This window comes from Dyadobacter sp. CY356 (genome assembly GCF_021440195.1).
Taxonomy (GTDB): Bacteria; Bacteroidota; Bacteroidia; order Cytophagales; family Spirosomataceae; genus Dyadobacter.
Genome location: NZ_JAJTSZ010000004.1, coordinates 403,134 through 417,932, shown reverse-complemented (window position 1 = coordinate 417,932; position 14,799 = coordinate 403,134). Strand labels below are relative to the sequence as shown.

Here is a 14,799-nt window from a genome sequence, read left to right as displayed (position 1 = left end):
TGAAATAGTCTGATTGAAATTTAACGTTTCAAATCAAGCAGACAATCATTTTAAAATAACCTCTGGATTTCCTCTTTCACAAACTTCAAGGCATGTGTGGTAGGCTGAATTTCCTGTTGGATAACCTGCGCAAAGATCTTTTTAGCAAGCTCCGAAGCGGGTGCTTCCGCATCGACTTCAACAGCAGCCTGGTTAATTACGGAAACAATCTCATTCATTGCGTTGGAAACTTGTCCCCAGGCATCAATGCTTATGTAAATTTGCTGAGCCAGGTTGTGGTTATATTCCTCACGGATTTCGTATAAAAGTATTTGCTGTAATTCCAGTGCGTTTCCGGCGGAGGCTACCAGTCTTAATAACAAATTATTTGGCGTAATTCGTTCTAAAAACAAACACATCCGTTCGTAAGCCTGCAAACGAAGTGGTAATGTAATTTCAATATTTTTGCTGCGGATATCATTTTTTTGTTTGTCAAAAACTTTTTCAGCAACTGTGGTAATGGTCAGATACATACCATAAGTTACAATGGCACCAAGTATAAGAACGGTAATAAGTGAGTAATACTCCATAGCTTTATTTATAGTATTTTGTAACGCATCAATGTGCGAAATTACAAGATAACTGAAAATTAGAAGGCAGAAAGTGAATTAAATACGAATTCAAAAAACATAATTGCTGTTAACTTGTAGCAAACCTATGTATGTGCGGGCAAGTTTCCGGGATGATACATAGGTTTGCCAAGGTTTATTTCGATCCTTTTAAGATCTGAATTGTTTATCGGGCAATTATTTTTGAAAGGTAATTATTATTGAGTGTCATGGAAAACCCAATTCAAATTACAGACAAGGCCAGGCTTGAAATTGTCACCACGCTGGAAGCTAATAAAATACCAGATACCTACGGTTTAAGAGTAGGGTTGCGTGGTGGCGGATGCAGCGGAACATTTTTATTGGGATTTGATACTGCTTCGGGATTTGACCAGATCTACAAAATTGACGGTGTTAAGGTAATCATTGACAAGCGGCATTTAATGTATGTTCTTGGTGTTTTGGTAGATTATGAAGAAGGAATGAACGGGAGCGGTTATACGGTTTCGACCCTTGATAAGAAATAAAATCCCCACTTTTTCAAATTTGTCCTAATCTTCAATCGTAACATGTTTCCAGTTTTCCCCGGAACGTATTCTGTTTAATTGCGTATGCGTTATTCCAAACTGCTTGGCGATCATTTTTAAACGGTTATTATCGTTCTTAAGAAGCTTTTTGATAATTCTTACTTTGCTCTCAGTTAGTTTATAATTTTTGGTACGACGGGGAATAACACGGTTGATAAAAGCCGGATTTTCACGGTTGTGATCAATCATTTCCGTTTTGGTAACCCATCTCAGATTTTCAAAATAATTATTCTGCTTCTCGTAATCAGTATGGATAACAAAGCCGTGATCATCACTTGCTTTTTCTACAAAGTTCTCAGCGACAAGCTTATGTACATAACGATTGATGGTTTTTCCCCCTGTAACACGGATATTTAAAGAGCGATAACCCTGTATCACAGATCCTTTAATGATCGCTCCGTCCTTTGGATTATTTTGAAAACTCTTCAATCTTCCATAGTTGGAAACTTCATAATGCGGGGCATTCTCAACTTCTTCGAATTTGATTTTAGCCCATTTCTCGTTCCAAAAACTCCGGCTTATAGTTGGCGTTGGCTCATTCATTGTTTGACCTTCGATTTTTAAATTATAATATTTTTATTTTCTGTTAGCAATTGTTGACCCGCATAAAGAAAACTTAATGCCAGGAATGAATGTTTCTACTGAAAGTGTTTAACAATTTTTTCAATTGAAAGAAATGAAACGTACGCTTATCATTGGTGCTTCCGCAAATCCTTCCAGATATTCATTCCTTGCTGCCAGAAAGCTTAATGCGCTCGGCCATCCGGTTATACTTCTTGGAAGAAGGAAAGGAGTTGTTGCTGATCAGGAGATAATTACCGAACCGGTTATCTTTGAAGATATTGACACGGTTACATTATATATCAACCCAACTATTCAGCCTTCTTACTACGATTATATAATTTCATTAAACCCGAAACGTGTAATTTTTAACCCCGGTACTGAAAATCCTGAATTTGAAAACATTTTAGTTAATATAAATATCGTACCAGTGGAAGCATGCACTTTAGTAATGCTGTCAACTGGTCAGTATTAAAAATTATAGAGAGGGAGTATTGAAAAAAGACAGATTTTCTGTCTTTTTTTATGCTGACAAATTTAATTTCTATTTATTAGTTTCAATAAAAACATGCGTTATTTTACCACCGGATCAATGCGGAAGCCCATGTAAATCCGCTTCCAAAAGCGGCCAGACATACCAGATCTCCTTCCTTAATTCTTCCTTGTTCCCAGGCTTCTGCCATTGCAATAGGTATGGACGCGGCAGTGGTATTTCCAAAACGCTGAATATTATTGATCACCTGCTCTTCGGATAGACCCATTTGCTGACGTACATAATCACTGATTCTGATGTTGGCCTGATGTGGTACCAGCACATTTACATCGCCGGAAGTAAAGCCATTGGCATCCAGTGCCTCATTGATTACTTCTCCAAAACGGACAATGGCATGTTTGAAAACTGTGTTTCCATTCATGAATACATTAAAACCACCTTCTTCAATCATTTCTGCTGTTGCTGTTCTGCCTGGTCTGCTGCTGCCGGGTTCCTTCACATAAAGATCTTCTGCAAATCTACCGTCTGCATGTAAATGCGTAGACAAAATTCGATGATTCACATCTTCCGTAGCCTGCAAAACTGCCGCACCCGCACCATCTCCAAATATCACCGCAGTATTTCTCCCGGCCGTACTTTTGTCAATCCAGGATGACTGAATCTCAGAGCCCACGACAAGCGCAGTTTTATACATACCGGATTTTATAAACTGATCTGCTATGGAAAGTGCATAGACAAATCCGGAGCATTGCTGACGGATATCAATAACCGGCTTTCCGTCCATTCCCAATTCGCGCTGCATTAAAAACGCAGAACCGGGAAAAAAGTAATCAGGTGTGATTGTGGCATATACAATAACATCCACAGCATCAGGCGTCAGGCCGGCACGTTCAAGTGCTTGACGCGAAGCAGAGGCGGCCATGCTGTAATTGGTATCTTTTCCGTATTCAAAATAACGACGTTCCTTTATTCCGGTCCTTTCCTGAATCCATTCATCGGACGTTTCCATCCATTGGGTAAGGTCATTGTTGGTGATAATGTTGTCAGGAACGTAATAGCCAAGGCCGGTGATACGCGAAAATGTCATGAAAGAGTTTGATTTGGTATTTTAAGCAATTTGAAAAAATTGATCCGCAGGTTTTTCCTGAATAAATTAAAACCTGAAATTTCATTCTTCCGAATTTGCAAATTTGCAACAAAAAGTAATTGTTACCTATTTATGACTTTTTTTCAACCATATTAGCCGTTAAGGAAAGTGCCAGATATACAACAAAAATAACCGGAACCGCCAGGATTTTAAACAGCAATAGCAAAACGACGGTCAAAAGCATCAGTAAGTACCGGGCCTCATTGCCTTTCCAGCCAAAAGATCTGAATTTAAGTGCCAGTAATTTAATTTCAGAAACAAGAAGAAAACAGATAACGACAGTAAGGATCAGTAAATTGGTTGTGTTAACAATTAACGGTTTCCAGGAATCGTCATTAAAAATTATAAGTGGCAGGGAGGCAATCAACAATGCAGCAGCAGGTGTGGGAACGCCAATGAACGAATCACTTTGTCTTGGGTCATTATTGAATTTTGCCAAACGGATCGCAGAAAATATAGCGATTAAAAATGCAGGATATGCCTTCCAGATTCCTACAAGATCAGGAATACTTTGCATCAGCAACTGATAAATGATGATGGAAGGAAGCAATCCAAACGTAACCATATCGGCTAGCGAATCCAGGTCTCTTCCGATTGGAGAACTTACTTTTAATAACCTTGCAGCAAAACCGTCGAAAAAATCAAAGATCAACGCGATACCGATAAGCCAACAGGAAATAACGATATTGTTATGAAACGCCTCAGTCACACCAATACAGCCGCAAAGCAGATTCAGGCAGGTCAGAACGTTTGGAATATGCCGGTTAAACATTTTTGTTTTTCAATACAAAGTTAGAGGTGCGGGATAACAAAGGAAATTATAAAATCAGAAGTAATCTGTATCGGTTTGAATTTATAATATCATTCTAATTCAAAAAGGGGTTATTTTTCTTTTCAAAACCGATCGTTGTCGGCTGCATATGTCCCGCATAGACAGTGTAACCATCTGCAAGCGTAAAAAGTTTTGTGCGGATACTGTCAATTAATATTTCCAAACTGCCACCGGGAAGATCGGTCCGGCCAATACTCTGACGAAACAACACATCTCCGCCAATCACGAATTGCTGTTCATCATTGACAAAAGCAACATGGCCGGGCGCATGTCCCGGAACAAAAAGAATTCTCAGCGAGGAGTTCCCAAATGTTACTACATCGCCTTCATCAAAATAAGAATCAATTTCCGGTTCATCAAATTGATTGAAACCGTAATTGGAGGCATACGTTTTCACCGCCTTCAGCAAAGGCTCGTCGATACGATGCAGGGAAAAAGGGATCTTGTATTTTGCTTTTACCGCGGCTACTCCCAAAACATGGTCAATGTGTGCATGTGTATTGATTATGCGAACCGGTTTTAGCGCATTGGTTTCAATATAATCGTAGAGTTCCTGGAATTCTGCTTTGTCATAACAACCGGGATCTACAATGACAGCCTCGCCAGTCTCGTCATATAATATGTAAGTGTTCTCCGAAAACGGGTTGAAGACGAAAGATTTTATTTGTATCATTTTTACGATCATAAGGTTTAGTATCCGTAAAGGATAATTGCGAAGTTACAAAACAGATCGCAAACGGAATTTATTCAACCGGCTTTTCGCCTACTGCCGTGTATATCCGGTCATAATAAAGTTGTATTAAACCCTTGTAACTGGTTTCTGCACCCACGCAAAGCCATATTTCTCCTGCTTCGTTCGGCTTGACCTCAACGGCAAGATTCGCATTTGTGCGGACTATACTGCGGTAAGCAACGGAATCCAGACCATTTCCTGCCGTGCCGAGATACATCATTTCAGTTCCGCTTTTGGATAGATTACCCAGTTTTAGTTCAGTACTGTAATAATTATTGGCCAGCTCCTTTACGGGTTCATTTGGGGAAGCGCCTGCTTTAATATAAATGAGGCGGCCCGCTGAACCTACGGTGTCGGGATAATTTGTACCGATATTGATTTCATAAGCTACCTTATAGGTTAGCGCAGGATTCAAACCAGTTATTTTCTTTTTAATAAATAAAAAAAGACTATCGCCAATATTTTTACCGGAAACGCTTAATCCCCTCGACGAACTGTCAGAAGAGCCGGGGATTTTTCCTTGTTTGATCGAAAATGCAATTGTATCCTGCTGGCCGTTTTTAAAAAATGCAACATCACCCGTCCAGTCTTCGGTATTTTGCTGAAACGTACTTTCGAAAAATTTGATGGGCAGGGTATCATTTCCGCCTTTGCAGGCAACTAAAAATACGGACAAGATCAAACTTCCAAAAATCATCAACTTCTTCATGCGCTTCAATGCTATCAGGCTAATTAAAATTTACTGCTCGGTCAACTCCACTTTAATGCTGTCAAAATAAAGAACCGTTTTTCCTTCATTATAACGCGTATCTTCCCCGACACAAACCCATATCGTTCCGTTTGCATCAGGTTTTACAGTAATGGTTTTATCAGCACTATTCCGGTTCACAAGTTGGTAAGTAGCCCTTCCTATGCCATTCGTAACATTGCCCAATATGACCATTTCTGATCCGTCTACATTCCAGAGTCCTTTTTTTATTGATACGTTGTAATAACCTGCATTCAGGATTTTTACTGGCTCAGTGGAAGAAGCACCGGCTTTAAGACTGATTTTTGTACCGGTAGCATTAGGCAGATCAGGGTAGTTTGTCCCTATGTTTATATCAAAGGATACATGGTAGGTTTTTTCCGGATTAAGTCCGACAATTTTCTTTTTCATGAACAGAAAGATACTGTCACCCAGATTGGTCGCCTCCATTCTTACACTGAATTTCAGGGAATCGATGGCAGCAGGCAACGAATCTTTTTCCATCAGGAAAGCGATTTCGGTGGTATCTTTTCGGTTATATAAGGCATAATCACCGATCCAGTTTTCTGTTCCCGTTTCAAATTCTGAAATCATTGTCCTGACCGGATTTACGTCATTCCGCTTTTCAGCACTGCATCCGTACAGAGTTAATAAAAGGACTAGTTTTGCCCACGTCAAATATTTCTTCATCAATGTTAATCGCTTTGGGTAGACAAAACTAGTCGAAAATATGCAGATGGTTAATTAATCAGGTAAAACTTCGGTAACAGAAACTTTTATTTTGTCATAATAAAGTCTTGTCAATCCTTCAAAACCCGAATCTGTTCCCACACAAACCCAGATCGCTCCGTTGGCATCGGCGGTTACAGTTACAGGTTTTGTCAGATTGTCACGCTTAACGATTGCGTAAGTATCAGTTTCCAAACCATTGGCAGCATTACCAATATTAATCAGATCTTTTCCACTTTCAGACTGAATTCCTTTGTCAAGATTGAAAGTGTAAAAACCACTCACCAGATTCGTCACAGGTTCTACGGCAGACGCACCTGCTTTAAGATACACCGAACTTCCCGGAGAGCCTCCTGTGCCAAATCCGCCAGAAGAATTATCGGTTGCCAGGTCAATTTCAAAAGTCACGTTATAAGCAGAATTTGCTCTTAACCCGGTAATTTTTTTCTTCAAATACATAAACATATCGTCACTTCGATTATGACTTTGCAGCATGTAGCCATATGTTTTTGTATCAAGCGGAGTTGGTAAAGTAGTTCTGCCAGACCGGAATTCTACGGATGAAGTATCCGTTTCCGTGCTGTATTCGGAAAGGGCTGCTGTCCAGTCATCCGTATTCAACTCAAAATCTGAGGTAACCACTTTTTCCAGAACCAGATTGCTCCCATTATCAGAATCATTACATCCGGCCAAACCCAACATTAGGGCAAAACTTCCCAAAAACATCCATTTTTTCATCACTACAATCATTTTGGTATATTAAAACTAATCAACAACTACTACCCAAGAGTCTGGATTGCTCCGGTTGGTTGGAAAAGTAAAAGCAGATTAGCGTAGAAAAATGACTTGTTGCTGACTATTACCGGATTGAGAACGAAAATTATCCGATCAAAAATATAGTCGGCTGCTTTTGCACGTCCGGAAAATTTTTCTTCCAGTATTTTACAGGATGTGTCTCAATAAATTCTTCTGATGAGGTGATATTGGCAGCAACGCAAAGTAACGTTTCAGGCTGCGCAGCTTCCAGGATCGCTTCCAGAAATGAACTGTTCCGGAATGGCGTTTCCATAAAAATCTGTGTCTGATCTTTCTGTTTCACATCCCTTTCCAGTTGCTGAATTGCTTTTCTTCTTTCCATTTTATCAATTGGCAGATAACCATGAAAAGTGAAAGATTGTCCACTAAATCCCGATGCCATCAAAGCCAATAAAATAGAAGAAGGACCGACAAGTGGTATCACTTTAATTCCGATCTGATGCGCAAAGTCAACAGCGACCGCGCCAGGATCTGCCACGCCGGGGCAACCTGCTTCGGATAATATGCCGGCATTTTGTGTCAGGCCTTTTACCTGAGCCATCGTTACCGACCGAGGCGTGTCTTTATTTAATTCAAAAAAGGTAATGTTATCTATGACTTTGCCAAGTTTCAGGCTGCTGATAAAACGTCTGGCCGTTCTTACATTTTCAACAAAAAAGACATCTACGTTAGCAATAACATCTTTAATCTGAGGGCTAAGTACCTGATCATTTGTTCCTTCTGCGAGAACTGTTGGTATTAGGTACAGATTTATTGGGGATTGATTCATGTATTTAATTTTTACTCACTTCCAACCTTTGGGATTGGAAATGAATCTATTATGAAAAGATATTTTATGAAACGCATATTATACATTCCATTTTTACTGATTTTCTTACTTGGGTGCAAAAGTAAGGAAAATGATGGCGTTGCAGCACAAGAACTTGCATACTCACTTGCGGGTAGCTGGCAGATGACGGAAACGGAGATGACTATCAATAATAAAAAAGTCTGGCAGGCAGATACTTCTAAAAATCTCCAATATCTCAATTTTAGTCCGGAAGCCGTCCTGCTTGATAAAAATGGAAAAGCTGGATGCTGTGCTGCCAGAGAATACAATATTAACGGTAACTTATACAAAATAGACCCACAGGTATGGGCAAGTTATTATGATGAGGCATGTGAGTTGGTCAACTGTTTTGGTTGTCAAAGATTGGATATTGAATATTTTGGAAAAGAAATGATAATGACTGGTTGCACAGGGATTCGTGTGAAATATGTCAAAAATTAATGGTTATGAAAAGATTACTATATATTCCCTTATTGCTCATCTTTCTTTTTAGTTGTAAGAATGATGACCAGGACGCTTCGCCACAAAGTCTTGTGTCATCCCTGAATGGCAAGTGGCTTATGACCGAAACGGAAGTTACTGTTAACGGTAAAAAAGTTTGGCAGGCAGTTAATACACTTACGCCGGTTTACCTCATTTTTCGTTCTGATGGCGTGATCCTGGATGGTGACGGTAAAGCAAGCTGCTGCGGACCGAATGAATTAAATATAAATGGCAGATCCATTAAAATACAGCCTCAATCAGAAATATCTTATAATGCAAATTGCGCCGCTGTGAACTGTGTTGCCTGTCCGGTATTGGATATTATCCAGTCTGGGAATGAAATGATCATTACCTATTGTATCGGTGGAAGAGTAAAATATATTATGAACTGATGTTATGAAAAAACTTTTCTATATCCCGCTGTTATTCATTTTTTTGTTTAACTGTAAGAAAGATAATGTTGATGCACAACCGGACGAAATTATTAAGCCCATTGTTGGCCAATGGCGCTTAGCCGAAATAGAGCAAGAGGTGAAAGGCAAAAAAAACTGGCAGCCCGTTGATTCAATAACCTCCCAATATCTTGTTTTTCGCTCTGATGGTGTGATGTTTGACAAAAACGGGATTGCGAATTGTTGTGGTCCAAAGGAATTGTCAATTAATGATGCCTTTTTTAGAATAAGACCTAAAACAGAGGTGAATTACAACCATTGTTCTGCTGCAAATTGCGAATATTGTGCGGTTATGGATATCGACTGTTCCGGGGATCAGATGATTATAACCAATTGTTCCGGCCCAAGGTTTAAATACATAAAAAGCTGAAATAGATGAAAAGATTTTTCTACATCCCGCTGTTATTCCTTTTTTTATGTAACTGTAAGAAAGATAAGATCAATACCCAACCAGACGAAATTATGAAACCGCTGGTTGGGAAATGGTATCTTGTAGAAGTAGAACAAATTGTCAACGGAGAAAAGGTTTGGGTGCCATTTGCTGGCTATGAAACCGTTTATCTGAATTTTCGTTTTGATGGTATCTTAATTGATGAAAATGGAAAGACAGGTTGCTGTTCACCTTATATCTACATTATCAATAATAGGCGATTTGAAGTTAAGCCGAGAACATCTGTTTCTTATTCTGCCAACTGCTCAACCTTTAACTGTGGCGTTGCTTTTTGTTCTACTTATAATATTGAACCAAACGGGAATCAGATGATGATTGCCCGTTGTTCCTCAGCAAGATCCAAATATGTCAGAGCCGAATAATCAGGATTTCAAAAACGCCAGCAAATGCCCCACAAAAACTTTCGGCTGCTCCGCCTGCACCCAGTGACCTGCATCAGCTATGGTTTCCAGTTTTGCATTCGGGAATATTTTCAGGATATCGTTCCAGTCTTCATCCAGAATATAATTTGATTTTTCACCACGCATAAACAGGGTAGAGGTTTCAACCGGTTTTTCAGTTGTTATTGGCGCACCTACTTTTGCCATATCCGTTGTCAGCACCGGCAAATTAAAACGCCAGTCAAAACCGCCATCTTCTTTTCTATACAGATTTTTCAAGAGGAATTGTCTTACTGCCAAAATCGGTTCATATTGGCTTAAAAAATCATCCGCCTGCTGACGGTTCTCAATATCTTCGACCGGCAAAGCATTTAGTCCCTGCAAAATTTTGGTATGGTGCATGGGATATTGTTTTGGTCCAATGTCAACAACGACAAGTTTTTCAAAAGTGTCAGGATAGCGCACTGCATATTCCATCACCGTTTTGCCACCCATGGAATGCCCAAGCAGGATAGGTGAAACAAGATTCTGCTGTTCCAGAAATTCTTTAAGATCTTCTGCAAGTGTCGGGAAATCAAGTGAGCCTTCGTGTGGCGACCGTCCGTGATGTCTTTGATCTACCAGGTATACTATGAAACCTTGGTCGGAAATGGTTTTACCGATCGTTAGCCAGTTGTCAAGGAATCCGAAAACGCCGTGAAGTATGATCAGGGCGGGGCCTGTTTCGCCTATTTTTTTAAAATTAAGTTGCATTTTGAAGGAAAAATAAAATGTTTTGCCAAACCGGTGGAGAAATAGAAAAAGCGCTTACAAAAGTACCCAACAGATACTTATTTCCCCTGTTAAATATTTTTTAAGAAAATTAATGTAAATATGACCACGATTTTTCTGAGATGAAAAGTTAAATCAGTCGGAAACTTAACAAATTCTTAACATTGAAATAGGTTAGTTTTTAATTAATAATAGATAAAATACTTATTATCAAAGTTTTAAATCAAATTTAAGGCCTTACGAAATGATTTCAATTCAGAGTGAGTAAATATGTAAAATTAGCAATTAGAATTGTAGATTTCGTAGTTGCAGTAACAGACGTGATTGACCATTCTTAAATTTTTTAATTAAACAAAAGCCAAGTTTTGATAATGGTTTTCTCGTTGATACCTGCTCTTTGTTGAAATAATTTCAAAATTTTAGTCAAATGTTGAATAATAGTAATTTGGGAGCCAAAGAAAATTTCGGTTTTGTAGCCAAGTTTTTTGATAAAATCCATACTTGATAACAGATTTAACATTAATAAAACATTGGATAAAAAATATTGAATTATTGATTTTATATTCTGCATTATTCCAATAAATCAGCTAGTTGCGAAGTTAAGTATAGTATTTTAGTAGGAAGCACGTAATTGCTTAAGAGTAAAAAAAACTATTATTTTACACGAAAATTCATTCAGCAACTTGAATGACCCTACTAACTCAATTACTCAAATCCCCAAAAATTTATGAACTGGAAAAGTTTACTTTTCAGATCAGCGTTTTGCGCGCTGTTCGCATTTGCCTTGTCGTTTCTGAGCGGAGTAGTCCAGGCTCAGGTTACGTCGTCGACCATTACCGGTAGAGTAACAGATGGTAAAGGATCTGAACTCCCGGGTGCCACTGTTGTAGCGGTGCACACGCCATCGGGAAGCCGTTATGGTACTATTACAAATGAAAAAGGTTTTTACACACTTCCGGGTGTGCGTGTTGGAGGTCCTTACACAGTTACTGTTTCTTTCGTAGGCTTCAAAGACCAGGTAACAGAAAACATTTCTGCTGACCTGGGAACAAGTGCCGATGTCAGCTTTAAACTGGCCGAAGAAGGTACTGCTTTGCAGGAAGTTGTTATTTCTACTTCGCGTAGTGATGTTTTCAGCTCCGATCGTAATGGTGCATCTACATCATTTGACCGTAACGCTATCAACTCTACGCCGACAATCGGTCGTTCGATCAGTGATATCACGAAATACAATCCTTATGGTAACGGACAATCATTTGCCGGTCAGGATGCACGTTTCAACAACATTACAATTGACGGATCTGTATTCAACAATGGTTTTGGTTTAGGTTCTTCTGCGCAGGCGGGTGGTCGTACAGGTACAAGTGCTGTTTCTTTGGACGCGCTTGATCAGGTTCAGGTAAATGTTGCGCCGTTTGACGTGCGTCAGTCAGGTTTTACAGGTGCTGGTATTAACGCGGTTACACGTTCTGGAACAAACGAATTATCTGGTTCTGCTTACCACCTTTTCCGTGGAAGCGACATGGTTGCTAAAAAAGGTAATGGTGATCAACCTATCACACCCAAACCAAATCTTAGCGAAAAAACATGGGGTTTCCGTTTGGGCGGTCCGTTGATCAAGAATAAACTGTTTTTCTTCATTAATGCAGAAAGATTTACAAGCAGCACGCCTGCATTGACATGGTCATTGAACCGCGGACAATCCGGAACTAACGTTTCACGTGTTCTGGCTTCGGATCTGGAAGATTTGAGTTCATTTATGAAACAAAACTTCAACTACGACATGGGCGCGCTTGACGGATTTAACAACAAAATCAAAAGTACAAAAGGACTTATCCGTCTTGATTATAACATCAACGATAAACATAAATTGTCGGTACGTTACTCACACCATGATTCAGAATCAGATCAGCTTATCAGTGCAAGTAACAGTAGCAACACAGCAGGAAATGGTAACCGTACCAATAGTTCGCTTGCTATGTCGTCTCAAAATACAGGTTACCTGATCGCAGATAACACACGTTCGGTTGCAGCTGAGTTGACTTCGAACTTTGGAGGTAAATTTGCTAATGATCTTGTTGTTACTTACAACAAACAGATCGAAGACAGAACGTACAAAACTGCTGTTTTCCCAACCATTGACATTCTGAAAGACGGTAGTACTTACACTACGATTGGATTTGATCCTTTCACACCGAACAACAAACTGAATTATTCGACATTCAACATCACGAACAATTTCAGTTATTATGCAGGTAAGCATACTTTCACAGCAGGTGTAGTTTTTGAACATTTTACTTCAAACAACGTTTTCTTCCCGTCATCAAACGGAGTTTATGTTTACAACTCGATTGCTGATTTTAAAACGGCTGCTTTGGCTTCTATTGCCAATCCTACGTCTAACATTTCTCCTGTTGCAGTAAACCGTTATAACCTGCGTTATTCTTTAATTCCAGGTGGTGGTGAGCCTTTGCAAACTTTGAAAAGAAATTTGTATAGTGCTTATGTACAAGATGAATATCAGGCTACTCCAAACCTTAAAATTACAGCAGGTATCCGTGGAGACGTGTTTGCTTACGATAATTCTACCGCGAAAGATTTTAATAACACGGTTGTTGCGGGTATGACGTTTAAGGATGAAAATGGCGCTGATTATAAAGTAACTACTGGTACCTTTCCAAAAACTCGTTTGTTGATCTCACCACGTATCGGATTTAACTGGGATGTGAAAGGCGACAAAACTACGCAGCTTCGTGGAGGAACAGGTGTGTTTGTATCTCGTATTCCAGAAGTTTTAATCTCAAACCAGTTGGGTAATAATGGTGTAAATACGGGAGTAATTAACATAACCAATACAACGGCTTATGCGTTTACTACGGATCCGAGCCGTTATGTACCGACAACAGGCACTGATATAACGAAACTGCCTCCTTACGCAATTAACGCATCAGATCAGAATTTGAAATATCCTCAGATCTGGAAATCTAATATTGCTGTTGATCAAAGACTACCTTTGGGATTAATTGGAACTGTTGAATTCATTTACAACAAAACAATTAATGGTCTTCGTTACATTGACGCTAACCTGAAAGCGCCGGACCGTACCTTCGCAGGAGACGATAACCGTCCTCGCTTTCCGGCATCAGGCGTAACAAGTTCAGGTTCGGGTGCTGCCAATACAGTTGCAGTTGCAAGATTTATTAACCCGGCTGTGTCAAACGTTTTTGTACTTAAAAACACTAAAAAAGGAAATTCTTACATCGCAACTGTGAAATTGGAAAAGCCAACTACAAGAGGTTTCGGTGGCTTTGTTTCTTATACTTACGGACAAGCGAAAGATATCGCATTTGTAGGAAGTACAGTACAGGCGAACGTTCCAACCACAACAGGTCAGAACTACTTGCCATTGACTTACTCGGATAACGATTTGCGTCACCGTATTGTGGGTGTGATAAACTACAAAATCAATTACGGTGGTACTTTCGGTGGATCAACGATGTTTACATTGGCAGCGGTTTCTACAAGTGGTGCTAAGATTTCTTACACACTTAACCAGGATTTGAATGGTGACGGTCAGACTTCAAATGATTTGATCTACGTTCCTAAATCTGCTTCTGAGTTATCGTTTTCTTCGCTTACGGTTACAAATGGTACTGCTCCTAACGTTGTAACTACGGTTTATTCTCCTGAACAACAGCAGGCTGCATTTGACGCATACATCAATGGAAACGACTATCTGAAAAGTCGCCGTGGAAAATATGCAGAACGTAATGGTGGTGCTTTCCCATGGTTATCACGTTTTGACTTCACAGTGGTTCAGGAATTCTACATTGCGGTTGGTAAAAAACAAAAAAGAAATGTTATCCAGTTTCGTGGAGATATTCTTAACGTAGGAAACCTTATTCATGACAAATGGGGATTAGGCAACCAGGCAACTACATTCAATCCGCTTGCATTGGCATCTGTTGGTGCTGACGGAAAGCCTGTTTACAGATTGGCTACACAGGTTATCGGCGGACAAAATGTATTACTTAAAGATTCTTTTACTCCGAACTTATCTGTTAACAGTGTTTGGCAGGCTCAGATTGGTATTCGCTATATCTTTAACTAATATGGTCTGATTTGTCAGATAAGAATAACAAGAAAACGGCTCAGTCAAATTTTTGACTGAGCCGTTTTCTTGTTATGAACGTTATTAAA

17 protein-coding genes are annotated in these 14,799 nt (G+C 39.5%); 7 read left to right on the top strand and 10 right to left on the bottom strand.

Annotated features, from left to right (window positions below; translation table 11 throughout):
• Positions 1–50 precede the first annotated feature (50 nt).
• Positions 51–569 carry a hypothetical protein gene (locus LXL81_RS16085; protein ID WP_234647821.1) on the bottom strand — a complete coding sequence of 173 codons (519 nt, stop codon included), beginning with the start codon at positions 567–569 and terminating at the stop codon, positions 51–53.
• Positions 570–817: 248 nt separating this feature from the next.
• On the opposite strand from LXL81_RS16085, the gene LXL81_RS16080 reads away from it, so the two are divergent.
• On the top strand, positions 818–1,114 hold the full coding sequence (locus tag LXL81_RS16080) for an iron-sulfur cluster biosynthesis family protein (protein WP_234647820.1): 297 nt from the start codon (positions 818–820) through the stop codon (positions 1,112–1,114).
• A gap of 24 nt (positions 1,115–1,138) precedes the next feature.
• On the opposite strand, the gene LXL81_RS16075 is transcribed toward LXL81_RS16080, so the two are convergent.
• A complete protein-coding gene (locus tag LXL81_RS16075) occupies positions 1,139–1,717 on the bottom strand; it encodes an NUMOD4 domain-containing protein (RefSeq protein WP_234647819.1) in 579 nt (192 codons plus the stop codon).
• A 133-nt stretch (positions 1,718–1,850) separates the two neighbouring features.
• On the opposite strand from LXL81_RS16075, the gene LXL81_RS16070 reads away from it, so the two are divergent.
• Positions 1,851–2,210 (top strand): CoA-binding protein, encoded by a 360-nt coding sequence (locus LXL81_RS16070; RefSeq protein ID WP_234647818.1) that lies wholly within the window; start codon positions 1,851–1,853, stop codon positions 2,208–2,210.
• A 103-nt stretch (positions 2,211–2,313) separates the two neighbouring features.
• Here LXL81_RS16070 and LXL81_RS16065 read toward each other — a convergent pair whose 3' ends face one another.
• From LXL81_RS16065 to LXL81_RS16035, 7 genes are all read right to left on the bottom strand, one after another.
• Positions 2,314–3,315 carry a 3-oxoacyl-ACP synthase III family protein gene (locus LXL81_RS16065; protein ID WP_234647817.1) on the bottom strand — a complete coding sequence of 334 codons (1,002 nt, stop codon included), beginning with the start codon at positions 3,313–3,315 and terminating at the stop codon, positions 2,314–2,316.
• A 130-nt stretch (positions 3,316–3,445) separates the two neighbouring features.
• Positions 3,446–4,147 carry a CDP-diacylglycerol--serine O-phosphatidyltransferase gene (gene pssA / locus LXL81_RS16060; RefSeq protein ID WP_234647816.1) on the bottom strand — a complete coding sequence of 234 codons (702 nt, stop codon included), beginning with the start codon at positions 4,145–4,147 and terminating at the stop codon, positions 3,446–3,448.
• Positions 4,148–4,241: 94 nt separating this feature from the next.
• Positions 4,242–4,880 carry an MBL fold metallo-hydrolase gene (locus LXL81_RS16055; protein WP_234647815.1) on the bottom strand — a complete coding sequence of 213 codons (639 nt, stop codon included), beginning with the start codon at positions 4,878–4,880 and terminating at the stop codon, positions 4,242–4,244.
• Between the two features lie 70 nt (positions 4,881–4,950).
• A complete protein-coding gene (locus LXL81_RS16050) occupies positions 4,951–5,649 on the bottom strand; it encodes a hypothetical protein (RefSeq protein ID WP_234647814.1) in 699 nt (232 codons plus the stop codon).
• A 30-nt stretch (positions 5,650–5,679) separates the two neighbouring features.
• On the bottom strand, positions 5,680–6,378 hold the full coding sequence (locus LXL81_RS16045) for a hypothetical protein (RefSeq protein WP_234647813.1): 699 nt from the start codon (positions 6,376–6,378) through the stop codon (positions 5,680–5,682).
• A gap of 54 nt (positions 6,379–6,432) precedes the next feature.
• A complete protein-coding gene (locus tag LXL81_RS16040) occupies positions 6,433–7,155 on the bottom strand; it encodes a hypothetical protein (RefSeq protein ID WP_234647812.1) in 723 nt (240 codons plus the stop codon).
• Between the two features lie 142 nt (positions 7,156–7,297).
• Positions 7,298–8,002, bottom strand: coding sequence for an SAM-dependent methyltransferase (locus tag LXL81_RS16035; RefSeq protein WP_234647811.1), 705 nt, complete (start codon positions 8,000–8,002; stop codon positions 7,298–7,300).
• Between the two features lie 66 nt (positions 8,003–8,068).
• On the opposite strand from LXL81_RS16035, the gene LXL81_RS16030 reads away from it, so the two are divergent.
• The 4 genes from LXL81_RS16030 to LXL81_RS16015 are packed head-to-tail and all read left to right on the top strand — an operon-like array spanning position 8,069 to position 9,810.
• Positions 8,069–8,503: a hypothetical protein gene (locus tag LXL81_RS16030; RefSeq protein WP_234647810.1), complete on the top strand. Its 435-nt coding sequence runs from the start codon at positions 8,069–8,071 to the stop codon at positions 8,501–8,503.
• Positions 8,504–8,508: 5 nt separating this feature from the next.
• Positions 8,509–8,937: a hypothetical protein gene (locus tag LXL81_RS16025; protein ID WP_234647809.1), complete on the top strand. Its 429-nt coding sequence runs from the start codon at positions 8,509–8,511 to the stop codon at positions 8,935–8,937.
• 4 nt (positions 8,938–8,941) lie between these two features.
• Positions 8,942–9,367, top strand: a complete 426-nt coding sequence (locus LXL81_RS16020; protein WP_234647808.1) for a hypothetical protein — start codon at positions 8,942–8,944, stop codon at positions 9,365–9,367.
• A gap of 5 nt (positions 9,368–9,372) precedes the next feature.
• On the top strand, positions 9,373–9,810 hold the full coding sequence (locus LXL81_RS16015) for a hypothetical protein (protein WP_234647807.1): 438 nt from the start codon (positions 9,373–9,375) through the stop codon (positions 9,808–9,810).
• Here LXL81_RS16015 and LXL81_RS16010 read toward each other — a convergent pair whose 3' ends face one another.
• Positions 9,811–10,581: an alpha/beta fold hydrolase gene (locus LXL81_RS16010; protein WP_234647806.1), complete on the bottom strand. Its 771-nt coding sequence runs from the start codon at positions 10,579–10,581 to the stop codon at positions 9,811–9,813.
• Between the two features lie 745 nt (positions 10,582–11,326).
• Between LXL81_RS16010 and LXL81_RS16005 the strand changes: the two genes are divergently transcribed.
• Complete coding sequence (locus LXL81_RS16005; protein WP_234647805.1) at positions 11,327–14,710, top strand: carboxypeptidase regulatory-like domain-containing protein; 3,384 nt, start codon at positions 11,327–11,329, stop codon at positions 14,708–14,710.
• Positions 14,711–14,799 lie beyond the last annotated feature (89 nt).